At 44.6% G+C, this 21,658-nt stretch carries 20 protein-coding genes; 14 read left to right on the top strand and 6 right to left on the bottom strand.

Features of this window, described 5'->3' with window-relative positions:
• The first annotated feature begins 5 nt into the window (after positions 1-5).
• The 12 genes from FRZ54_RS00760 (at position 6) to FRZ54_RS00705 (ending at position 10,937) form a co-directional block, all read left to right on the top strand.
• On the top strand, positions 6-503 hold the full coding sequence (locus FRZ54_RS00760; protein ID WP_147029749.1) for a NuoI/complex I 23 kDa subunit family protein: 498 nt from the start codon (positions 6-8) through the stop codon (positions 501-503).
• 57 nt (positions 504-560) lie between these two features.
• Positions 561-1,061 carry an NADH-quinone oxidoreductase subunit J family protein gene (locus FRZ54_RS00755; RefSeq protein ID WP_147029748.1) on the top strand — a complete coding sequence of 167 codons (501 nt, stop codon included), beginning with the start codon at positions 561-563 and terminating at the stop codon, positions 1,059-1,061.
• A complete protein-coding gene (gene nuoK / locus FRZ54_RS00750; protein ID WP_147029747.1) occupies positions 1,061-1,390 on the top strand; it encodes an NADH-quinone oxidoreductase subunit NuoK in 330 nt (109 codons plus the stop codon). The genes FRZ54_RS00755 and nuoK overlap by 1 nt, the downstream gene beginning before the upstream one ends.
• A gap of 103 nt (positions 1,391-1,493) precedes the next feature.
• Positions 1,494-3,389, top strand: coding sequence for an NADH-quinone oxidoreductase subunit L (gene nuoL, locus FRZ54_RS00745; protein ID WP_147029746.1), 1,896 nt, complete (start codon positions 1,494-1,496; stop codon positions 3,387-3,389).
• Positions 3,390-3,411: 22 nt separating this feature from the next.
• The gene (locus FRZ54_RS00740) at positions 3,412-4,905 is read left to right on the top strand and encodes a complex I subunit 4 family protein (protein ID WP_147029745.1); all 1,494 of its coding nucleotides are present in this window, start codon (positions 3,412-3,414) and stop codon (positions 4,903-4,905) included.
• A 19-nt stretch (positions 4,906-4,924) separates the two neighbouring features.
• Complete coding sequence (locus FRZ54_RS00735; RefSeq protein WP_147029744.1) at positions 4,925-6,307, top strand: NADH-quinone oxidoreductase subunit N; 1,383 nt, start codon at positions 4,925-4,927, stop codon at positions 6,305-6,307.
• Between the two features lie 58 nt (positions 6,308-6,365).
• Positions 6,366-7,019 (top strand): DedA family protein, encoded by a 654-nt coding sequence (locus tag FRZ54_RS00730; protein WP_147029743.1) that lies wholly within the window; start codon positions 6,366-6,368, stop codon positions 7,017-7,019.
• A 20-nt stretch (positions 7,020-7,039) separates the two neighbouring features.
• Positions 7,040-7,585, top strand: a complete 546-nt coding sequence (locus FRZ54_RS00725) for an inorganic diphosphatase (protein ID WP_147029742.1) — start codon at positions 7,040-7,042, stop codon at positions 7,583-7,585.
• 8 nt (positions 7,586-7,593) lie between these two features.
• Positions 7,594-8,937 (top strand): hemolysin family protein, encoded by a 1,344-nt coding sequence (locus FRZ54_RS00720; protein ID WP_147029741.1) that lies wholly within the window; start codon positions 7,594-7,596, stop codon positions 8,935-8,937.
• 12 nt (positions 8,938-8,949) lie between these two features.
• Positions 8,950-9,660, top strand: coding sequence for a 16S rRNA (uracil(1498)-N(3))-methyltransferase (locus FRZ54_RS00715; protein ID WP_147029740.1), 711 nt, complete (start codon positions 8,950-8,952; stop codon positions 9,658-9,660).
• The gene (locus FRZ54_RS00710) at positions 9,657-10,313 is read left to right on the top strand and encodes a DUF4159 domain-containing protein (RefSeq protein WP_147029739.1); all 657 of its coding nucleotides are present in this window, start codon (positions 9,657-9,659) and stop codon (positions 10,311-10,313) included. The genes FRZ54_RS00715 and FRZ54_RS00710 overlap by 4 nt, the downstream gene beginning before the upstream one ends.
• A 126-nt stretch (positions 10,314-10,439) precedes the next feature.
• Positions 10,440-10,937: a biotin/lipoyl-containing protein gene (locus tag FRZ54_RS00705; RefSeq protein ID WP_147029738.1), complete on the top strand. Its 498-nt coding sequence runs from the start codon at positions 10,440-10,442 to the stop codon at positions 10,935-10,937.
• 74 nt (positions 10,938-11,011) lie between these two features.
• On the opposite strand, the gene FRZ54_RS00700 is transcribed toward FRZ54_RS00705, so the two are convergent.
• Entirely contained in the window at positions 11,012-12,679 is a 1,668-nt protein-coding gene (locus tag FRZ54_RS00700) for an SUMF1/EgtB/PvdO family nonheme iron enzyme (RefSeq protein WP_147029737.1), read from the bottom strand.
• Between the two features lie 250 nt (positions 12,680-12,929).
• Here FRZ54_RS00700 and porV point away from each other — a divergent pair, with 250 nt between their 5' ends.
• Together porV and ispF are read left to right on the top strand one after the other, a co-directional pair.
• Positions 12,930-14,114 (top strand): type IX secretion system outer membrane channel protein PorV, encoded by a 1,185-nt coding sequence (gene porV / locus FRZ54_RS00695; protein WP_147029736.1) that lies wholly within the window; start codon positions 12,930-12,932, stop codon positions 14,112-14,114.
• Complete coding sequence (ispF, locus tag FRZ54_RS00690) at positions 14,114-14,596, top strand: 2-C-methyl-D-erythritol 2,4-cyclodiphosphate synthase (RefSeq protein ID WP_147029735.1); 483 nt, start codon at positions 14,114-14,116, stop codon at positions 14,594-14,596. Before porV ends, ispF begins: the two co-directional genes overlap by 1 nt.
• Before the next feature lie 2 nt (positions 14,597-14,598).
• Here ispF and FRZ54_RS00685 read toward each other — a convergent pair whose 3' ends face one another.
• The 5 genes from FRZ54_RS00685 to FRZ54_RS00665 all read right to left on the bottom strand — a co-directional run bounded on the left by FRZ54_RS00685 (position 14,599) and on the right by FRZ54_RS00665 (position 21,657).
• Positions 14,599-17,964 (bottom strand): glycosyltransferase, encoded by a 3,366-nt coding sequence (locus FRZ54_RS00685; protein WP_147029734.1) that lies wholly within the window; start codon positions 17,962-17,964, stop codon positions 14,599-14,601.
• A gap of 96 nt (positions 17,965-18,060) precedes the next feature.
• The gene (locus FRZ54_RS00680) at positions 18,061-18,222 is read right to left on the bottom strand and encodes a FeoB-associated Cys-rich membrane protein (RefSeq protein WP_147029733.1); all 162 of its coding nucleotides are present in this window, start codon (positions 18,220-18,222) and stop codon (positions 18,061-18,063) included.
• 63 nt (positions 18,223-18,285) lie between these two features.
• Positions 18,286-19,479, bottom strand: coding sequence for a hypothetical protein (locus FRZ54_RS00675; protein WP_147029732.1), 1,194 nt, complete (start codon positions 19,477-19,479; stop codon positions 18,286-18,288).
• A gap of 59 nt (positions 19,480-19,538) precedes the next feature.
• Complete coding sequence (locus FRZ54_RS00670; protein WP_147029731.1) at positions 19,539-20,378, bottom strand: type 1 glutamine amidotransferase; 840 nt, start codon at positions 20,376-20,378, stop codon at positions 19,539-19,541.
• Between the two features lie 181 nt (positions 20,379-20,559).
• Positions 20,560-21,657 (bottom strand): carboxylate-amine ligase, encoded by a 1,098-nt coding sequence (locus FRZ54_RS00665; RefSeq protein WP_147029730.1) that lies wholly within the window; start codon positions 21,655-21,657, stop codon positions 20,560-20,562.
• Position 21,658: the final 1 nt, after the last annotated feature.

Raw genomic sequence — 21,658 nt, 5'->3', positions numbered from 1 at the left:
AGAGAATGGAATCATTAACCGGTAAGCGGAAAATAATAGAGTCAAAGCCCCTTAACTTTTGGGAGCGAATATATCTGCCCGCGATACTGCGGGGCTTGTCGATCACGATAAAACACTTTTTCAGGAAGGACGTAACTGTTCGTTATCCTGAACAGAAACGGGAGTTTTCCGAAAATTTCCGGGGCATGCACTCGCTGAAACGTGATGAGCACGGCCGCGAACGTTGCACAGCTTGCGGCTTGTGTGCATTATCATGCCCCGCTGAAGCGATCACTATGATCTCGGCAGAACGTAAACCAGGCGAGGAGAACCTGTATCGCGAAGAAAAATACGCGGCCGTTTACGAGATTAATATGCTACGCTGTATATTCTGTGGGTTATGCGAAGAAGCCTGCCCGAAAGAAGCGATATACCTTGACGGAGATATTGTTCCGGCAGATTACCTGCGAAAGGATTTTATATATGGTAAGGATAAATTAGTGGAGGCACCCTTAAATCAATAAAAGAAGTTTATAACTTTGCCTCACTTTTGGGACAGGGTTATATTGTAAATAATAGAAATGAGTATATTTTACTTTATCGCATTTTTGTCCATACTGTTCGCAGTACTGGTTATATCTGCAAAAAACCCGGTGCACAGTATTCTTTACCTGATATTAACCTTCTTCACCTTCACCATTCAATACGTATTGCTTAACGCTCAGTTTTTGGCTATCGTAAACTTTATTGTTTACATGGGAGCCATCCTGGTACTGTTCCTGTATACGCTGATGCTCATCAATCTCAATAAGGATGCGGAGCCGGTTAAATCGAACATGGTGAAGATAGCCGCGGTATTAGGGGGCGGATGCCTGATGCTTGTCATCATTGCTGCATTAAGGCAGGTAGGCATAGCCGAGCCTGTTGTACTTAAAAACCCCGACCTGGGTCTTGTAAAAAACCTTGGGAAAGTATTGTTTAATGAATTTTTATTGCCATTTGAGATATCGTCGCTGCTGCTGCTTTCGGCAATGGTAGGCGCGGTGCTGCTGGCTACACGAGATAAAAAAACCACTGCGTAATGGAAAGTTTTTTTAATGCCGTAAAAACGGTACCACTCAATCATTACATCATTTTAAGCGCTATCATTTTTTCGATAGGGGTTATAGGTGTACTGATCCGCAGAAATGCGATCATCATTTTTATGTCGGTTGAGTTGATGCTTAATGCTGTAAACTTGTTACTTACTGCTTTTTCGGTTTATCATGGTGACCCAAACGGGCAGGTTTTCGTGTTTTTCATTATGGCGCTGGCAGCGGCCGAAGTGGCTGTGGGCCTTGCGATCATTGTGATGATCTACCGCAATACCAATTCGGTGGATATCAATGTTCTGAACAGGTTGAAGTGGTAGCCCCCCGGCCCCCTGAAAGGGGGAGGAACCTGGTGGAAATGAATTTAAAAATAACAAAATGCTTTCTTCCCTTTAGGGGACAAGAGGCTGAGAATTATAAAAAATGGATAATTACGTCTGGCTTATTCCAATACTACCCTTAGCTGGTTTCCTGGTCAACGGGCTTGGCCGCAATGTTTTGCCTAAAAACGTTATTGGCTTCATCGGCAGTGCTGTAATCTTAGCTTCATTTGCTTTAAGTGTCAGCGCATTTATGCAGGTAAGCAATGGTGGAAGTATCGAAGTGAATTTATTTAACTGGTTCGACCTGGGCGCGTTTAAAGTTTCGTTTTCGTTTTTGGTGGACAGGCTGAGTGTGCTGATGATGCTCATCATAACCGGCGTGGGTTTTTTGATACACTTGTATTCGGTAGGTTATATGCACCACGATAAAGGTTTTGGTAAGTTTTTCGCTTATCTCAACCTGTTCGTATTCTTCATGCTTTTGCTTGTAATGGGCTCCAATTACCTGGTAATGTTTATAGGTTGGGAGGGCGTAGGCCTTTGTTCGTACCTGCTTATCGGTTTCTGGTACTCTAACCCTGCTTATGCAGATGCCGCTAAGAAAGCATTCATCATGAACCGTATCGGCGACCTTGGTTTTATTATCGGTATATTCGTATTGATCAATTATTTCGGGAGCGCTGCTTACGCCGATATTTTTCCAAAAGCGGCAACCACCCAGGGTGTGCCGTTCACTTTGATCACTATTTTGTTATTTATCGGTGCTGTGGGTAAATCGGCACAGTTGCCATTATTTACATGGCTGCCCGATGCGATGGCAGGCCCTACACCTGTGTCGGCCCTGATACACGCTGCTACAATGGTTACGGCTGGTGTTTATATGGTGGCCCGTTCGAACATCTTATTTACACTTGCGCCGCTGACAATGGAGATCATCGCCATAGTGGGCCTTGCCACGGCAACATTCGCAGCGCTGATAGCGGTATCGCAAACAGATATTAAAAAGGTGCTGGCTTACTCAACGGTATCACAATTAGGCTATATGTTTTTAGGTTTGGGAGTAGGCGCATACACAGGCGCTTTCTTCCACGTGCTTACCCATGCGTTCTTTAAAGCGCTGTTATTCTTAGGCGCGGGCTCTGTTATCCACGCCATGAGTGACGAACAGGACATGCGTAAAATGGGCGGCCTGAAGGGTAAATTGAAGATCACCTTCATAACCATGCTTATCGGTACGATAGCCATTTCGGGCATACCGCCGTTTGCCGGCTTTTTCTCGAAGGATGAAATATTGGGGCAGGTTTACCTGCATAACAAAGGCATGTATGTGATAGGTGTTATTACAGCAATGTTCACGTCGTTCTATATGTTCAGGATGCTGTATCTTACTTTTTATGGTAAGTTCCGCGGGACAGCAGAGCAGGAGCACCATCTGCATGAATCACCTCCAACCATGACCATTCCCTTGATCGTTCTTGCTGTGCTTTCTATTGTGGGTGGTTTTATTGGTGTACCGGAAACGCTTGGTGGCCACCATTGGCTCGAAGGCTGGCTTGCGCCGGTATTTGAAGAATCGGCAAAATTATTGCCTAAGGCAAGCTCCGTGGAGTCGACTGAGATCACACTGATGATCGCTTCGGTAGCGGGTGCGGTGCTGGCGCTGATCTATGCCTATATGCGTTATGTGAAAAACAATCATGTGCCGGCGGCAGACAGCGAAGAACGTCCCGGATTGGTTAGCCTGTCGTATAATAAATTTTATGTAGATGAGATATATGATTTCCTGATAAGGAAGCCATTGGATGGGTTATCGGTTTTCTTCTATAAGGTTGTCGACCTGCTTGCCATCGATGGTATTGTTAACGGTCTGGGTAAATTATCCGTAAGATCGAGCAAAGGTTTGCGGTTGTTGCAGGCAGGCAATGTTGGGTTCTATATTTTCATGATGGTTATCGGCATTATTGCCATCCTGGTATACAGTTTAGTCAAGATATAACAATAAGCGTTACAGATAAAAAATGACAGTTAGTATTTTACTTTTTTTACCGGTTGTTGCAGCACTTGTTGTTTTATTCATCAAAGGAGAAGCCGCGAAATACGCGGCGCTAACCTTCGCGGTAGCCGAACTGGTTGTTGCGGGTATATTCCTGGCTAAATTTGTACCGGATGCATCTACGCAATTTTCTATAAGCGCACCCTGGATACCCAAAGCCGGGATATACTTTACAGCAGGTATCGATGGTATCAGCATGATCATGGTGATATTGACCACGTTGCTGGTGCCTCTTATTATTCTCTCTACTTTTAAAAATCAATACAAAAGCGCGCATGTGTTTTATGCGCTGATACTATTTATGCAGGCCGGCCTGCTGACAGTATTTACGGCGCTCGATGGCTTTTTATTCTATGTTGGATGGGAGGCCGCTTTGATACCGATCTATTTTATTTGCGCGATGTGGGGTGGCGAGAACCGTATAAAAGTTAACATCAAGTTCTTTATCTACACGTTTGCAGGTTCGTTGTTTATGCTGTTGGGCATCATCTACTTACATATGCAAGACCCGGCCTCCACTTATGACTTAGCGCATTTTTATGACCTTAAGCTGGATGCTCACCACCAGGGCTGGATATTCTGGGCTTTCTTCCTGGCTTTTGCCATAAAGATGCCAATATTCCCTTTCCATACCTGGCAGCCCGATACTTATACGGAAGCGCCGTCAGCCGGTACCATGATGCTTTCGGGTATCATGCTAAAGATGGGTATCTATGGCGTTATCCGCTGGCTTATCCCTATAGCGCCACTTGGTGTACAGCATTGGGGATTTATGGCAATTGTGTTATCGGTGATCGGCATTGTATACGCTTCTGTTATCGCATTCAAGCAAAAAGACGGCAAACGCCTGGTGGCTTATTCATCCATTGCGCACGTTGGTTTGATAGCTGCTGCGTTGTTCACATTCAGCAAAGGGGAAAGCTCATTTTTGTGGACCACACAAGCTCTGCAGGGCGCATTGATACAAATGCTTAATCATGGTATCAACGTTGTTGGTTTATTCATTGTATGGGATATCATCAGCCGTAAAATGAATACGTGCGAGCTCGATCAGTTGGGTGGTATAGCCAAAGTGGCGCCTAAGTTTGCCATTGCTTTTCTTATCGTAACACTCGGCACGGTGGCCTTACCACTTACCAATGGTTTTATTGGTGAGTTCCTGTTGCTGAACAGTGTGTTCCAGTATAACATTTGGATGGCAGCTATTGCAGGCCTGACAATGATATTTGGCGCTGTGTATATGTTGCGCATGTATAAGGCAGTAATGCAGGGGCAGACCAATGCACTGACGGCAACTTTCACCGATATAAGCGGTTCGGAAATAGTAGTGCTGGGGGTAATTTGCGTTTTGATAATAGCGATAGGTGTTTACCCGCAGCCTGTTTTGCACGTGTCCGAAGCAGCCGTGAACAATTTAATTAATACAGTACACAATCATTTAGGATCTGTTAAACCCTAAATTTAGAAATTAAAGAAGGATGAATACCTTAATATTACTATCTGTTCTGCCAATATTGGTGTTGTACCTGGGCTTATTTAAGGCCAAAAACGCTTTATTGCCGGTTACTATAGTAGGATTACTCGGAGCGTTGGCACTTGCGGTAGCTGCATGGACAAAAACTAACAGTGCACTGCCGATATACCATGGTATGATGCGTTTCGATAACTTTTCGGTGGCGTTTTCCTCAATCACCGTAATTTCTACGGCATTTATACTCCTGCTTTCCAAAGAATATTTTGAAAGAATAAGCAGCCATGTTGCCGAATATTATGCCATTATCCTGTTCTCGCTGGCCGGTATTATTGTAATGGTATCCTATTACAACCTGACAATGCTTTTTGTGGGCATCGAGATCATGTCGGTAAGTTTGTATATCCTTGCGGGTATCAAAAAAAGCGATTTTGCGTCCAATGAAGCGGCCCTGAAATACTTCCTGATGGGAGCATTTTCTACTGGCTTCCTCCTGTTTGGTATAGCATTGATCTATGGCGCTTCAGGTTCATTTAACCTGGATGTTATACATAAATGGGTTCTGGCCCAGCAAAAGATCGACCCGATGTTCTATGTAGGTATTATGCTGATCATTGTGGGATTGTGCTTTAAAGTCGGCGCAGCACCGTTCCATTTTTGGACACCGGACGTTTATGAAGGATCGCCAACGCTGATTACGGCCTTTATGTCCACTGTTGCTAAAACGGCTGCCTTTGCCGCTTTCCTCCGGCTGTTCTCTATTTGCTTTGCACCGCTGTCCGACTTCTGGATGCCGGTGTTGCTGGTGATCACCATTATTACATTATTCATAGGTAACATTACGGCCCTGTACCAGCAAAGCTTCAAAAGGATGCTGGCGTTCTCTAGTATTTCGCATGCGGGGTATTTACTGTTTGCCATTGTGGCACTTGGGTCAACTTCTGCTAACGCCGTTTTTGTATACTCTACCGCATATTCGATAGCTTCAATTATAGCTTTCGGTGCCTTGATCCTGGTTCAGCAGCAAGCTGGTACGGATAATTTCGAAGCGTTCAACGGTTTGGGTAAACGGAATCCTTTCCTTGCCTTAGTGCTGACCATTTCCATGCTTTCGTTGGCGGGTATACCACTTACCGCTGGGTTTATCGGTAAGTTCTTTGTGTTTTCCGGGGCATTGTCTCAATACCAAACCACCATGGTTATTCTCGCTGTGGTAAATGCTATCATCAGTATCTTCTATTATTTCAGGGTTATCATTTCTATGTATTTCCGCAGCAGCGAGCGGGAGGAACTTACCGTACCCGGTTATTTTACCTTCGTACTTGGTCTGTCCGCCATACTTACGATAGCTATCGGTGTGTACCCGGGCTTTATAGCAAACCTCATTTAATCCGTAAGCATACTGCTAATTAATTCATTTTATATTAGTAGTTTTACGGTGATCGTGAATGGAACAATTCTGGGAACATCTTCAAAATCTGACAGACGCGCGCTCCATTATCAGTAAGGGCGGATTTTTCCTTTTGCTTATTGTAGTATTTGCCGAAACCGGCTTGTTCTTCGGGTTCTTTTTGCCCGGCGATTACCTGCTGGTATTGGCCGGCCTACTTTGTGCAACCGGGGTACTTGATATGCATATTTCAGTACTGGTGCTGTCGCTTATAGCGGCCGGTGTTTTGGGTAATTATACTGGTTATTGGTTTGGTTACCGTACCGGGCCGGTTTTATTTAAACGCAACGAATCATTATTCTTCAAAAAACGTTATGTAACCATGGCCGAGGAGTTTTATGCCAAATATGGTGGCATGGCTTTGGTTTTAGGGAGATTTTTCCCGATAATTAGAACTTTTGCCCCTATCTTTGCAGGTGTTGTTAAGCTGGATGTCAAAAAATTCACGCTGTACAACTTTATTGGCAGCATAATGTGGGTTTGCACATTAACTTTGACGGGTTTTTTCCTCGGGAGAAGATATCCCGAAGAAATTAAGTATTATCTCAAATATGTTGTATTAGGATTAATATTAATTACCACAGCGCCGCTTATTTTTGCTTATATAAGGCGAAAATTTGTTAACACGGAAGCAGGTAATGAAGACACATAACTATCTATAAAGAATTAATAATGAGTACACAACATCCCTGGCACCAGGTATCACCGGGCGACAGTATACCTGATATCGTTCATGCAGTAATAGAAATACCCAAGGGTTCCAAAGCTAAATACGAAATAGATAAGGATTCGGGACTATTAAAACTCGACCGCGTTTTGTTTTCGTCGGTAATGTACCCGGCAAATTATGGTTTTATACCCCAAACTTATTGCGACGATCATGATCCGCTTGATATATTGGTGCTGTGTTCTGTGGATGTGTTCCCGATGTCCATTATCGAAGCCAAAGTTATCGGTGTAATGCACATGGTGGACAACGGTGAGCAGGATGATAAGATCATTGCGGTAGCAAAAAATGACATGTCGGTAAACTATATCAATGATCTGAACGAATTACCGCCGCATGCAATGAAAGAGATCGTTCGTTTTTTCCAGGACTATAAAAAGCTGGAAGGTAAGAATGTGACCATAGAGCATTTGCTCGGAAAGCGCTATGCGCAAAAAGTGATACTGGAAAGTCTGGAGCTGTATAAATCTACTTTCCCTTCGTACCAATAACTTGATCAATGAACCCCGCAGATTTAGAAATTAACGGTTACTATATATTTCTTACCCTATTCCTGGTTCTGCTGAACGGTTTTTTTGTTGCCGCCGAATTTGCTATGGTGCGCGTAAGGGGTTCGCAGCTCGAGATCAAGGCAAAATCCGGTAGCCGGACGGCTAAGGTGGCCAAAGGCATTATGGGGAATTTGGATGGCTACCTGGCCGCCACGCAATTGGGGATCACCATCGCATCACTTGGTTTGGGCTGGTTTGGGCAGGACGTGGTAACCAAGTTAATGTGGAAGCTGTTCTCTGTGTTTGGGTTGAACATCCATTCCGTACTGATTATCGACATAAGCCATGTGGTGGCGTTTATATCTATCACCGTTCTTCATATTGTATTTGGAGAACTGGCGCCGAAATCGCTCGCTATACAAAAGTCGGTACGAACGGTTATGACCGTATCGGTTCCTTTGAGGTTCTTCTTTGTGGTTTTCAGACCGTTCATCTGGCTCTTAAACGGCTTCGCCAATTTCATCCTGGGACTATTTGGAGTAAACACTGCACCCGGGAGCGAGGCACACCATAGTTCGGAGGAATTGCAATACCTGCTTGAACAGGGTATGGAAACCGGGGTTATCGACTCGACCGAGCATGAGCTTATTCAGAATGTATTCGACTTTAACGAACGCGTGGTAAAAAATATCATGGTGCCCCGTACTAAAATATCGGGCGTTGAGGTGGATACCAACCAGGACGAATTGATAGAACTGCTTATAGCCGAGGGCTACTCAAGGATACCGGTTTACGAAGATACCATAGATAAGATAGTAGGCATAGTACATGCCAAGGATGTGTTGCCACTGCTTGCTTATAAAAAGGAATTCCAGCTTAAGGATATTATCAGAAAGCCATATTTTATCCCTGAAACCAAAAAGATAAACGACCTGATGGCCGAGATGAAGCTGAAACGGATCCAGATAGCTATTGTACTGGACGAATTTGGCGGGACAGCCGGCATGGTGACCCTGGAAGATATAGTAGAAGAATTGGTTGGCGATATACAGGATGAGTACGATGAGGAAAAACCTATTGTTGAAAAAGTGAATGAAACGGAATTCATAGTAAATGCGCTTGCACCTATCTATGATGTGAACAGCCATTTACCGCATGACCTGCCTGAAGATGGCGACTACGACACAGTTTCCGGATGGCTGGGTGATATTTTTGGAAAGATACCTGATGTTGGTGAGCAGACAGAAGCCAACGGGTATAATATCACCATTCTAAAAAAATCGGATCAGAATATAGAATCGGTAAAGCTCGAATTGCTGCTTAACGAAGAAGACACCGTCGATCTTCATTAAACCCGTTCCCGGATGCAACTTTTTTATACACCTGGAATTGATGCTGCATCTTCAACACATTACCTTGATGAAGAGGAAAGCAAGCATTGCGTAAAGGTGTTGCGCCTGCAAACCGGTGACAAGGTGCAGCTAATAGACGGGAAAGGAAACTTTTACACCGCGACGATCAAAGATGCCCATCCCAAGCGCACGCAGCTGCAAATTCTGACGGTAGCACCTGACCCGAATAGAAGAAATCATTACCTGCACATTGCCGTTGCCCCAACAAAAAATATCGAACGAATCGAATGGTTTTTAGAAAAAGCTACAGAGATAGGTATCGATGAAATTTCACTGATCATTTGTCAGCGATCAGAAAGAAAAGAAGTCCGCACCGACCGGCTTGATAAGATCATTACTTCGGCTATAAAACAGTCGCTTAAAGCATGGCACCCGAAACTCAACGAACCGGTAGCCCTAAATAAATTTCTTTCATCTCCGTTTGACGGACAAAGACTGATCGCACATTGTGAGCCGGGAGATAAATCGGATCTTAAAGATCTGATCAAACCTCTTGGCAAATATCTTGTACTGATCGGACCAGAAGGGGATTTTAGTCCGCAGGAAATAAGGGATGCTATAAAAAATGATTTCAAAGCCATAACTTTAGGAAATAGTCGTTTAAGAACTGAGACGGCTGCATTAGAAGCCTGCTTCGAGATAAACTTTTTAAACCGCATATGAAAGCATTATGGGCCGTAGCTATACTGACACTTTTAGGCCTTAGCAGGTTTAATGCGCCTGCATATAAAATGGCCAGACTTAAATATAATGGGGGAGGCGACTGGTACGGCGACCGCACTGCATTGCCCAACCTTATCAAATTTTGCAACGAGAACCTTAAAACGAATTTCCAGCCTGAAGATGAGGTGGTGGAAGTTGGCAGCGCCCAGCTTTTCAATTACCCTTTCATTTTTATGACGGGGCACGGCAACGTTATCTTTTCGGACCAGGAAGCTCAAAACCTGCGTAAATATTTAATTGGCGGCGGGTTCCTTCATATCTGCGATAATTATGGCCTCGACCAGTTTATCCGGCCGCAAATGAAAAAGGTTTTTCCTGAGTTGGATTTTGTTGAATTGCCGCTTAACTATCCAATTTATCATCAGAAATATGATTTCCCCAACGGGTTGCCAAAAGTCCATGAGCATGATGGTAAACGCGCGCAGGGTTTTGGATTGATATATAAGGGGCGCCTGGTTTGTTTTTATGACTACGAATGCGATCTGGGCAATGGATGGGAAGATTATGGGACCTACCCGGGCGATACCCAGGAAATACGAATTAAAGCGCTAAAAATGGGCGCCAACATGGTGCAGTATGCCTTGACACAGTAGTTAATTGGTGACCAGTGAATAGTATGTGCAGATCACTTATATTGCAGCCTGAATACTTAATATCAAAAAAACCTATTTAAAGATAACGCGGAGATTTGCGTGATCTCTGATCTCTAACAAACACTTATGCTCAAAATAAAAGTCAACGACAAGTACGATTACGCGGTTGAACAAAAGAACGAAAAGTTACTGGTAAATAATAAAGATGAGGCAACGGATGTAAGGCAGCTTGACGAGTCTATATTTCATATCATTCGTGATTTTCGATCATATAACGTAGAGGTAGTAAACTTTGATAAAGAATCAAAAACCGCAGAGATCAAAGTTAACGGAAACGTTTACACGGTAACAGCAAAGGATCAATATGATCTGCTGCTGGATAAGCTGGGGATGAGTGCACTTAACAGCGCAAAGGTGAGCGAAGTAAAGGCGCCTATGCCGGGCATGGTGCTGAGGGTATTTGTCAACGAAGGGAGCCAGGTACAAAAAGGAGATAACCTGTTTGTGCTGGAGGCAATGAAGATGGAAAACATTATTAAATCACCGGCTGATGTGACCGTTAAAACATTAAAGATCAAGGCGGGTGATAAGGTAGAAAAGGGACAGGTTTTGATCGTTTTTTAGGTAATCACCTGGAGTTAGCGTAAAAAAGAAAGGCGCCCTGTTTGCAGGGCGCCTTTTATATTAAAAAGCAGAACTTATTTAGCTTTATATGTTTTAGGTTTCTTTATACTGTAGTGGGGTTTGCCCGATGGGTTTATTTCAGGTGCGCCCACCATGGTCATGGCGCAACGGAAACCAACCTCGGCGCTTGATTCATCTTCGTCCATAAAGCGGCGGGTAGCAGGATTCAGCCAGTAAGCCATATCATTCCACGAACCGCCCTTATATACTTTCGATTTGTCGTTAACTAATGTAGTTGTACCATAAAGTGTCATGTTAACCGAGTCGGCAGCGCCCCTGAAGTCAGGATTGTAAGGCTTGCCTGCCAATGGATTACCGGCAACAGGATTAGGGTTTGCCGGGTTTGTATTTGCTGCACCCGTGGCGTTACCGCCATTGGCCGCTGCCTGCTGGCGTGCCAGCAACTCTTCATAAGTAGCTTTCTTATTTGATTTGGATGGATCCAGGATAGGTTTGCCATATTTATCTTTTGCAAACAGGCCCTTGTTAGGGTCAGCCATACGCTTGTCCTTGTACTCGTTCCCGCGGAACGGATTGAAGTCCTCAAATTCTTCGAATGAAGTTTGACGGTAAGTGTCCTGAACCCATTCGTTTACGTTACCCGCCATGTTGTACAAACCAAAATCATTTGGCTGATACGATCTAACAGGCGCGGTGATGTCCGCTTTATCATTCAGGTAACCACCAACACCGGTATTATCACCCTCGCCGCGTTTAAAGTTTGCCATTATCAGGCCGCGGGTTTTTTGTTTGGCTGAACGTACACCAAGGCCATTCCATGGATAAACTTTATTATTATCGATGTTTTCGAACTCTGTATTGCCAATAAGGGATAAAGCTGCGTATTCCCATTCAGCTTCTGACGGAAGGCGGTATCTTTGTTTCAAAATACCATCCTCTATGCGAGCCGGTCTCAGAATTTTACCACCTGCTTTGCCATTGGCACCTGTTGCAGCTTTGGCCGTTGGGCTAATGTCGACGATCATTTTTTTGCCATCAATGCCTGCGCCCTTATACTGTCCGTTCAGGTAAATATCAGTATTGAATGGGTCCTTATTTGCCGGTTTGCCCGCAGCAGCAGTAGCCTTTCCTTTGCCGCCGCCTGCAGCATCTTTCCAGCTTAACATTATACCTTTTTCGCGTAATATATTTTCATTCATCCGGTCGGTACGCCAGGTGCAATATTCCTGAACCTGGTCCCAGCTTACACCAACAACAGGATAATCCTGGAATGCCGGGTGACGTAAATAGTTTTCTACATACGGATCGTTGTAAGATAAAGGCCTGCGCCAAACCAAAGTATCGGGTATGGCATCATAGTAAAGTTTGTGATCATCTGGGAAGGTAATACCTATCCAGTGCATATAGTCGAGCCAATCCTGATTTGATACCTCGGTTTCATCCATATAGAATGAAGGTACGGTTACCCGGCGGCGAACATTATTGTAGTCATAGGTCACATCCTGGTCAGCGCTACCGCCCATCACAAAGGTGCCGCCCTCAATAGGGATAAGGCCCGGCCCGGGGGCAGGATGTGACTGCCTGAAACGCTCATAGCCTCCGTTGTTCTTATCATTGTAAGCTATGCCCGTTTTTTGTGAAACCTCACGCTTACTGCAACTGGTTAGGATAAATCCAACCCCGGTAAGCAGTAAAACAGTTCTCGTAAAAAGCATTCTCATATTTTTACTCGTAATTTGATGTGTAAAGCTAAAAAAAATGAATTAATAATTAAACCCAGTTTGTGTATTAAATTCAGAAAAAGGATAAACCTTTATTTGGCTTTAAACGTAAAACCCGCCATTGAGTTACACAAATATTACTTTTATTAACTCACGTCTATAAATATTTGACTTTCTTTATATTAAGCCACATGAAAATGTGTTATCTATGAAAAGCAAATATTTTGAATTTTAACGCTAAATTGCAACAATGAAGTTTTTCAACTCAAGAGCCTGGAGCCTTGTTTTATCTATCGGATTATCGCTGCCAGTTGCAGCTTATGCTCAGTCTGTTGGCCAGGGAGGCACTAATACAAATGGTAGTAATTCGTCGCAGATACCTACTGCAGTTCCGTTCCTTTTAATAACACCTGATTCGCGTTCGGGCGCGATGGGCGAGGCTGGCGTAGCGCTGTCGCCAGATGTAAATGCAAATTTCTGGAACCCGTCTAAACTGGCGTTTTTAGATGGCGGGGATGACCTTTCAGCATCATACAGCCCATGGTTGCGCAACCTTGTGCCCGATGTAAGTCTTTCTTATATCGCTTACGCTCACAAATTGGACGACAGGAATACTTTTGGCGCCTCGATGCGCTACTTTAACCTGGGATCGATCGAGTTGACGGACGCCAGCCAGCAATCGTTGGGTACTTATACGCCAAATGAATTTTCAATAGATGGCTCGTTCGCCCGTAAATTTGGCAACGAATTCTCATTGGGCCTTACTCTGCGTTATATCCATTCAAGTCTTGCTAATGGTTCGTTCTTATCGGGACAGCAAGTTAAGGCGGGTAATGCGATAGCCGCCGACGTTTCTTTATTTTACACCAAACAAATACAGGAGTTTGGCAACAATGCCACGTTCTCTTTCGGCACCAATATCTCCAACATTGGTTCGAAGATCAGCTATACTGATAATGGCACCAAATATTTCCTCCCTACTAACTGGAAATTCGGCATTGCCAATACTATAAACCTGGACGAGTATAACCAATTCACTTTCGCACTCGATTTTAACAAGCTACTGGTACCTACACCGCCTATTCGCGATGCTGACGGTAATATCATCAAGGGCAAAGACGATAATGTTTCTGTTCCAGCAGGTATTTTCGGGTCATTTACTGATGCCCCGGGAGGTTTTAGCGAAGAGCTGCAGGAGTTCACCATTTCGCCGGGCGTTGAGTATTGGTACAACAAGCAATTTGCGTTGCGGGCAGGTTATTTTTATGAAAACCCCAACAAAGGCGGCCTTCATTATTTTACAATCGGCACAGGGTTTAAATATGATATTTTTGCCTTCGATTTCGCCTACATTGCCGCCAGCCAGCAAAATAGTCCGTTAGCCAATACACTGCGATTCACTTTAATGGCTAACTTTGGGTCCACAAAAAAATAATGAGTAAAATAAGGGTAGGTTTTGGTTTTGACGTACATCAGTTAAAAACAGGGCATCCTTTTGTTTTGGGCGGTGTAAATCTTGAACATCATTCCGGCGCCTTCGGCCATTCTGATGCGGATGTATTACTGCATGCTATTTGTGATGCATTGTTAGGCGCGGCCAACCTGCGTGATATAGGCTTTCATTTTTCGAATAAGGATGACCGGTGGAAGGGCATAAGTAGTCTTGTTCTTTTAGAACATGTGATAGCGTTATTATCCGAAAAAGGTTGGTCCCTGGGCAATATCGACGCTATGGTTTGTTTGGAAGAACCGAAGATCAATCCACATATTGCTGCAATGCAGGCAAATATTGCCAAATCTGCGGGCATCGACAGCGACGATATCTCCATCAAAGCTACGACTAACGAAAAACTGGGGTTTATCGGCAGGCAGGAAGGTGTAGTCGCTTATGCTGTTTGCCTGATCGAGAAGGCCTGAACCTAACTCAGCGCCTTTTCTTTCACCTTTACATTGCCTGTACGTTTCAACACACCCCAACTGCTTAATTCGCCTTTTAGCGCTTTCCGTATCGATTTGAACAGGATGTAATACATTAGCTGGCGCCAGATAAAACGCTGCGGGATGATGTAGATCAGTTTGCTGTACTTCTCCTTTTCCATCTTAAATGCAATTATGGACACTATGAAATCGATGAGTACGAAAGCAATATAATAGGTCAATATTTTCCAGGGTTTGTCGCCAAATAAACCTATGATCATCATCAGGTCGGCCAAAGGTGAAAATAATGGCAATATGATCTGGAAGATCAGGATATTGGGCATGCCCACCATCCCGAAAAAGCTGTATTTTTTGTTGAAGAGCGCATCGCGGTTTTTCCAAAAACTTTGCATAACGCCAAAGCTCCAGCGGAATCGCTGTTTAAGTAAAGCATTCAGGGTTTCTGGAGCCTCCGTATAAGCAATAGCTTCTGCACAATTCTTTATGATATAACCCTGTTTCAATATGCGCATGGTAAGGTCGCAGTCTTCGGCTAAGGTATCGGAGGTGAAAGCGCCTGCTTTAAAAACCGCAGCCTTGCGGAAAGCGCCGATGGCGCCTGGCACCACGGTAATACTGTTGATCACATCGAATGCGCGCCTGTCCATATTTTGGGCGGTGATGTATTCGATGGACTGCCAGATGGTAATGATATTTGTTTCGTTGCCTACTTTAACGGTACCTGCTACAGCACCTATCTCGTCATCGGTAAAATAGGTCATCAGGTGACGAATAGCGTCGTTCTTTAGTTGCGTATCAGCGTCAATACAAACCGCAAAATCGTACCTGGAATGTGCTATGCCAAAATTCAATGCCGACGCCTTGCCTCCGTTGGGCTTGGTAAGTACCCTCACATTGGGGTGGTTGCCATATGAGGCATTTACCAATTCGTAAGTTTTATCTTTCGACCCATCGTCAATAAATATGATCTCGAATTCGGGATAGTCGACCTGCAAAAGACTTTGAATAGTTTTAATGGCAGTTACTTCCTCGTTATAAGCCGGTACGATGATACTAACCGGATACAGGTGTTCATCCGTCCGCTCGTTTTTGTCTTTTTTATCTTCATAATACTGCCGGACGGCTAATATCGCTATGAGTACGATACGCCCGATAGCAAGGAAAATAGCCGAAAGGAACAGATACAGCATAAACCAGTTGCCATAAAAGAAGCCCTGAATAAAAATATCATAAAGCGTACCCATTATGCCCGTATTTGCGTCATCCCGTATCGGCGGCATCAATTCGGCCTTATCGGTATGCAATACATCGGCAATGGTGGTAAACTGGTACCCGTGGCTTTTAAAATAATGGATAATGCGCGGCAGCGCCTTTATCGTTTCTTCACGTGTATCGCCGCCCGCATCGTGCAGCAAGATCATCGACCCGGCGTCTTTTTGCTTAATTGCCCGCGCCACGATGCTGTCGGCCGTTACACCCGGCTGCCAGTCCCAGGGGTCGATAGATTCGCCGATAGTGATGTAGCTTTGTTTTCGGCTTTCGGCTACAGGCAAAACTTCGGCAAGCGTTTGCGGTTCTGCGTCGGCATTGAAAGGTGGCCTGAACAAAATGGTACTACGCCCGGTAACTGATTCGATGAGCTTCCGGGTAGCATTAAGTTCCAGGTTTACGCGCTGTAAACTTATGGTGGATATATCAGGATGCAGGTAGGTATGATTGCCTATCTCGTAACCTTCTTCGTACTCGCGTCTCAGAATGGGCACGTATTTCTCGGCCATGGAACCGACGACGAAGAAGGCCGCCGGCACCTTCTCTTTTTTCAGAATGTCCAGTATCCGCGGGGTATAGTCCGGGTCGGGACCATCGTCAAATGTCAGTACCACTTTGCCGGGTGCATATCCGTACCGTTTGATTACATATTTTGTAGGCAGTTTGATATAATGCTGATCGGTAACAAAATAGTTAACGGTATCCAGGGTTACGTTTATGTGACCCGTATCGGGGGTGGTAACCAGGTCAAGCACTTCACCGTCACCGGCGTAATCTATCCTGTTGTTCAACCCTACGGTTTGCAGCTTCTTGATATCAATGCCTGTTTTCCTTAGTGAGTCGAGGGAAAGGTCTTTCTGGAAAAATGCCCATAAGCGTGGGTCTTCAAAGCCGAGCCTCCATAAAGCAATTCCACCGGTGGCCCAATCGTCAGCCATGCGGATAACGTTGAAATTTGTTGCTGCGTCTGTGAAATAGACGGTGTGTTCCAGGCTGTCCTGGTCAAAATAGGTATAATGCAGGTTTGCCGAAGTAGGATCGTAAGTTATATGACTCTCATTCTGCTGGGCATAGCTGATGGACTGCTGATAGCTGGTTGACTTGCCGGTACTGTTTTCCGTCCAGTCGCAGCCACCGCCCTGCACGGTCAGGATAACCTTTTCGCTGGGTATTTTATCACAAACCTTATCCAGTATTTCCTCTACCCAACGCTGATTTGAAAGATCGCCGGCGTTACTGTCCTCACTATGTTCATCTATCGCCATGATGAACAGGTAATCATTAAACTGCACTAACCGTTTCAGGTCGTATTGCTCATCTTCGGGCCAGGCATTGGTGGTTACCAGGTAGCCCATCGGGTGCAGGGTGTGGTAAAATTCTTTTTCGAGTGCGATAAAGTTTTTATCGTTCCGGTCTTTTATATCTTCAAATTCAAGGTTGACGCCCTGGAAACGATATTTAGCCAATTGGGTGGCAACACTTTTGATGAATTTGGTCCGTAGGTCCTTGCTTTTAATTATCCGGTCGAGATCCTTGTTATCAAAAGCGCCATGCAGGTTGTCATAATTGATATAGTTGGTGAGCGATATCAATATCGGTTTTTTGTACTTCCTGTTAAGGTTGGTTAGCCCGGTGTCTATTTTAGCGGTAACGGTATCAGCATTGGCAGTTAGTGTGAAGCCTTCGCTAACCACCATGTCCAATTTTGCGATGTGATCGACCAGTGAGGAATATGCCTGTGGCTCCCACGCCCGGTAAAATGCAGCGTTTATACGATTTTTATTATTCGGGTGCCTAAGCTGGTGCCTGCGCAGGTTTCTGCGCAGGATGCCGATCTTTTCGGTATCGATCTTGAAGGCCCTGTACTTGGTGGATCTTTTTAATTGTTCAAGCTCTTCCTTTGATAATTTTTTTGGTGCGGGGTTAAGATTAGGTAAAGACGGGTATTGCTTTGATGTAACGGTTATGGCTGATGCCACAACGGCTGCGGCCAGTACGATGATAATTCCACGGCTAATCCATTTAAAACGGGTCCACCTACCCGGTGTATCAGCTTGAAAAACCTGTTTATCGGCCATTTATTAGATATGAGATAATAGATTTGAGATATGAGTTTAGGATATTCTGATTTGGCTTTTTAGTATGACGTCTCAAATCTCATATCTGCTTTAAGTTTATTTTTTAGCCCCGGTCGGTTCAATATTCGAAAAATCCACTCCGCATTTACAGTTTTCGCCACAGCTTTTTTTGGACGACACGCTTTTATATATCGTGCGGCCCAGGTAAAACACCGCTGCGGCAAAAAGTAACGCTACTACGATCAACTGAAAAATCATGTCACAAATTTACTACATTTTCCTTTCTTATATACGAATATACAAGCGTATTAGTATAAGGTTTTACTTTCGCATGAAGGCCACAGTGCCCCCAACCCAATCAAAATCTTTGTTATAACGCACGCCGATCATTTTTCCCCTGCTTAAGCGTGCAAGATTTATAGCAAGTGTTGGCTTGGTATCGCCATCGGGCCAAAGATAAAGTAAACGGATCTCAATTTTCACACCGCCGTCAGGCGCCTGCAGTACAGGTTCGTAATTGACTTTTTCCTGCAATATCCAGTTTTCGGGATCTTTGATGTTTTCGATATCTCCTTTTTTTACATCAATAATAACGCCCTGCCCGGCGAAAGAGAATAAAGGTTTCAGTACATATTTATCCAGATCAGCCGGTATTTGTTTTACTTCGTGCAAAAACTGCGTCCTGGGTACATAATCCCCATTCAGGAATGGCATGGTAAACTTACTTATGCGATAAAACCAGGCAGGATGCGTTATCCATTCAACTTCAAGCGGTTTTCGGATATCAACTACTTTGTTGAAGATATCCGGATCACCGTCTAGCTCATCAAATATCAGGCGATTATAAATGCGCTTGATAGGTTTATAAGCGCCCCGGCTTTCATAATAAAGCTTGCCGTTTTGTTCGATAAGCTCTTCGAGCGAAATAACAGGGGTGCCGATCAGTTTTTGGGTGATATAAAAATCGACAGAGGTCTTTTGCTCATGGGCATTAACATCCATCAACACAACTTCTTCGGGGTGATGCGACCCGATAATCGTCTTTTTAAGCAGATCGATATAGACCGCCCGTCCCAGGTGGTTGAAGTAGATCGTCTGGTTATCGGGTATTTCAAATGCCTTTTGATAAGTATCGGCAAGATGAATCTGGAAACCATAAAGCGAAGGAAACCCCTGGAGTTCTATCAGCTTGGGTACGATATTACCGTGTTCATCTTTGCATACGCCAAAATCCAAAGCAATAAAATGGGGATGGTCATTTTCGTTTGCAACGTTCCATTTTTCGGGGATGGCCCTCTCGGTTAACTCCTTAAAATTGGGTTGAAGAATGACATTGATAATATCTTCTCCTGCGACTAATAACTTGTCGCGGAAATCATCACTGAGGAAAACCGGTGTTTCCGCTACGCGGAAAGCAATAGGTTCTTTCAGTCCTTTATTCAAAGCATCAAGAAAAACCTGGTATTTTTTAGGAGTGAAATTATCGTTAAATGCTTTCCTGGCTGATGACTCCATATTGTTAAGAGATTCTAAATCTGTTCTAATAATTTCGAGTCCTCTCTTTTGGAGAGGATTTAGGCGAGGCTTTCTTGCAAACTCATCACTGCCTGATCCAAAAAATTAGGGATTATGGTGTTTTGTGTATGCATTATCTTATCCGGGTCGTCAAGGCGTTCCAGCATTTCGGTGTATTTATCCAGCCCGTGCTCGGTTACTACTTCAGTCTTTTTCTCCTCCTTGCCCAACCAGTTTTTCATACCGGCAGCATCGGCTTCAGGGTGGAATTGGGTAGAAATAAAATACTCGTTAAGCCTGATGGCCATCATAGCCCGCGGCAGATCGACATGCGGGCGCTCTTTTTCGATGGCCAGTAATTGCATACCCAGCTCAACAAAGCGTTTTTCATCGGGATTGATTACCTGCCAGCTACGCGAATCGACCGAATAAAATGGGTCGGATAATCCTTCGAATACCGGTTCCCTCGTCCCTGCTTTGGTCATGTGTACAGGCAGTACGCCAAATGAGGGTGACCGGCGCAGGTTTATATCACCCAGCCGGTATTTGCGGCACATCAGCTGAAAGGAATGACAAACAAAAAAAGCGTGTTTCTTTTGTGTAGTGTTCGACAGGTTATGGTCCTCCAGCTTATCTACCAGGTTAAAATACTTCTTTTCCCATTCACTGCCTTCGCTGTCTATCGGGCTACCAGGGCCGCCGCTTACGATATAAATGTCGTAATCGTCGTACTCCGGCACTTCGCATTTTTTGCGTACGTCGAATATACCATAGCTTAAATTAAGCTGGTGCTTTTCCCTGTATCGTTTTAGTATATCCTGGAAGCCGCGCATGCCTTCGTTGGCAATGCCATCGTAAAGGTCCAGTATCGCGACTTTAACTTCGGGTTTATCTGTCATTCTTTTGAGATGTGAGATTTGAGATGTGAGATGTGAGATGCGAGAAATTTGCGCGGTACAAAGTCTCAAAACCCAATCTATCTCAAAATCATTATTTTTCTTTGGATTTGAGCGGCAAGGTGTAGGATGATTTTCGCCTGTTTAGGTCTCAAATCTCATATCTCACGTCTCAAATCTATTTTTAAATACCTTTTAAAGTTTGCGAGGTGATATAATCCACCACGTCGGCAAAGTTACTATTTTGCTCGTAAACTGCCAGTTGCCTGTCGGCGCCGGTACCGTGTTCCAGTATTTTATGTACATATTGCAGATCATCGCGGCAGCCGAGCTCATCCACTACATCATCTACAAAATCCAGCAGCTCCAGTATCAAACCACGGGTATTCACTTCCATTTCCTTCCCAAAATCGATCATTTTTCCATCAATCCCATACCTTGCCGCCCGCCATTTATTTTCATTGATCAGCGCCCGGTTATAGGTCATGAACGACATATTTTGCAAACGCAGCTTATACAGCTTGGCGCACAAAGCCTGGAACAAAGCCGTAAAAGCCATGGTCTCGTCTATCAGCATGGGGCAGTCGCATATCCTGAACTCAATAGTCTCGAAGAATGGGTGTACACGTATGTCCCACCATATTTTTTTGGCGTTGTCGATGCAATTGGTTTTCACCAGCAACTTGATATAACGGTCGTATTCTTCGATACTGCTGAAATAGTCGGGTATGCCGGTACGCGGGAACTTGTCAAATACCTTGGTGCGGAACGATTTAAATCCTGTGTTTCGTCCTTCCCAGAAAGGGGAGTTGGTGGATAGCGCATAAACGTGCGGCAGAAAATAGCGCACCTGGTTGGCAATGTGTATAGCCAGGTCGCGCGACTGGATGCCTACATGCACATGCAGTCCGAAGATAAGGTTGGAGCGTGCAGCCTCCTGCATCTCATCTACTATCTCGAAATACCTTGGATGGTCGGTTATTAACTGGTGCTGCCAGTGCGAGAAAGGGTGCGTTCCCGCCGCGCCTATACGCAGGCCCAGATCGCCGGCCAGTTGTGCCACGGTACCGCGCAATTTGCCAACTTCCTTGCGCGCCTCGCCGGTGTTGCGGCAAATGTGTGTGCCCACCTCCACCACGGCCTGGTGCATTTCGGCCTTCACCTGGTCCTCGTGTATCTTTTGGGCGCCTTCAACAATTTTTTGCTCATGCGATTTCAGCTCCCGGGTCACCGGGTCTATCACCATGAATTCTTCTTCAACGCCTAAGGTAAATTCGTTCATA

The sequence above is a fragment of the Mucilaginibacter ginsenosidivorans genome, assembly GCF_007971025.1.
GTDB lineage: Bacteria > Bacteroidota > Bacteroidia > Sphingobacteriales > Sphingobacteriaceae > Mucilaginibacter > Mucilaginibacter ginsenosidivorans.
The sequence above is the reverse complement of the archived record's forward strand: the minus strand, read 5'-3'. Positions and strand labels throughout refer to the sequence as shown.

Coding starts and splice junctions, on each gene's coding strand:
- FRZ54_RS00720 (WP_147029741.1), top strand. CDS start 7,594: ATGAACCCCGCAGATTTAGAAATTAACGGTTACTATATATTTCTTACC.
- FRZ54_RS00760 (WP_147029749.1), top strand. CDS start 6: ATGGAATCATTAACCGGTAAGCGGAAAATAATAGAGTCAAAGCCCCTT.
- FRZ54_RS00735 (WP_147029744.1), top strand. CDS start 4,925: ATGAATACCTTAATATTACTATCTGTTCTGCCAATATTGGTGTTGTAC.
- FRZ54_RS00685 (WP_147029734.1), bottom strand. CDS start 17,964: ATGGCCGATAAACAGGTTTTTCAAGCTGATACACCGGGTAGGTGGACC.
- FRZ54_RS00700 (WP_147029737.1), bottom strand. CDS start 12,679: ATGAGAATGCTTTTTACGAGAACTGTTTTACTGCTTACCGGGGTTGGA.
- FRZ54_RS00715 (WP_147029740.1), top strand. CDS start 8,950: ATGCAACTTTTTTATACACCTGGAATTGATGCTGCATCTTCAACACAT.
- ispF (WP_147029735.1), top strand. CDS start 14,114: ATGAGTAAAATAAGGGTAGGTTTTGGTTTTGACGTACATCAGTTAAAA.
- nuoL (WP_147029746.1), top strand. CDS start 1,494: ATGGATAATTACGTCTGGCTTATTCCAATACTACCCTTAGCTGGTTTC.
- FRZ54_RS00705 (WP_147029738.1), top strand. CDS start 10,440: ATGCTCAAAATAAAAGTCAACGACAAGTACGATTACGCGGTTGAACAA.
- FRZ54_RS00725 (WP_147029742.1), top strand. CDS start 7,040: ATGAGTACACAACATCCCTGGCACCAGGTATCACCGGGCGACAGTATA.
- FRZ54_RS00675 (WP_147029732.1), bottom strand. CDS start 19,479: ATGGAGTCATCAGCCAGGAAAGCATTTAACGATAATTTCACTCCTAAA.
- FRZ54_RS00670 (WP_147029731.1), bottom strand. CDS start 20,378: ATGACAGATAAACCCGAAGTTAAAGTCGCGATACTGGACCTTTACGAT.
- nuoK (WP_147029747.1), top strand. CDS start 1,061: ATGGAAAGTTTTTTTAATGCCGTAAAAACGGTACCACTCAATCATTAC.
- porV (WP_147029736.1), top strand. CDS start 12,930: ATGAAGTTTTTCAACTCAAGAGCCTGGAGCCTTGTTTTATCTATCGGA.
- FRZ54_RS00730 (WP_147029743.1), top strand. CDS start 6,366: ATGGAACAATTCTGGGAACATCTTCAAAATCTGACAGACGCGCGCTCC.
- FRZ54_RS00665 (WP_147029730.1), bottom strand. CDS start 21,657: ATGAACGAATTTACCTTAGGCGTTGAAGAAGAATTCATGGTGATAGAC.
- FRZ54_RS00680 (WP_147029733.1), bottom strand. CDS start 18,222: ATGATTTTTCAGTTGATCGTAGTAGCGTTACTTTTTGCCGCAGCGGTG.
- FRZ54_RS00740 (WP_147029745.1), top strand. CDS start 3,412: ATGACAGTTAGTATTTTACTTTTTTTACCGGTTGTTGCAGCACTTGTT.
- FRZ54_RS00710 (WP_147029739.1), top strand. CDS start 9,657: ATGAAAGCATTATGGGCCGTAGCTATACTGACACTTTTAGGCCTTAGC.
- FRZ54_RS00755 (WP_147029748.1), top strand. CDS start 561: ATGAGTATATTTTACTTTATCGCATTTTTGTCCATACTGTTCGCAGTA.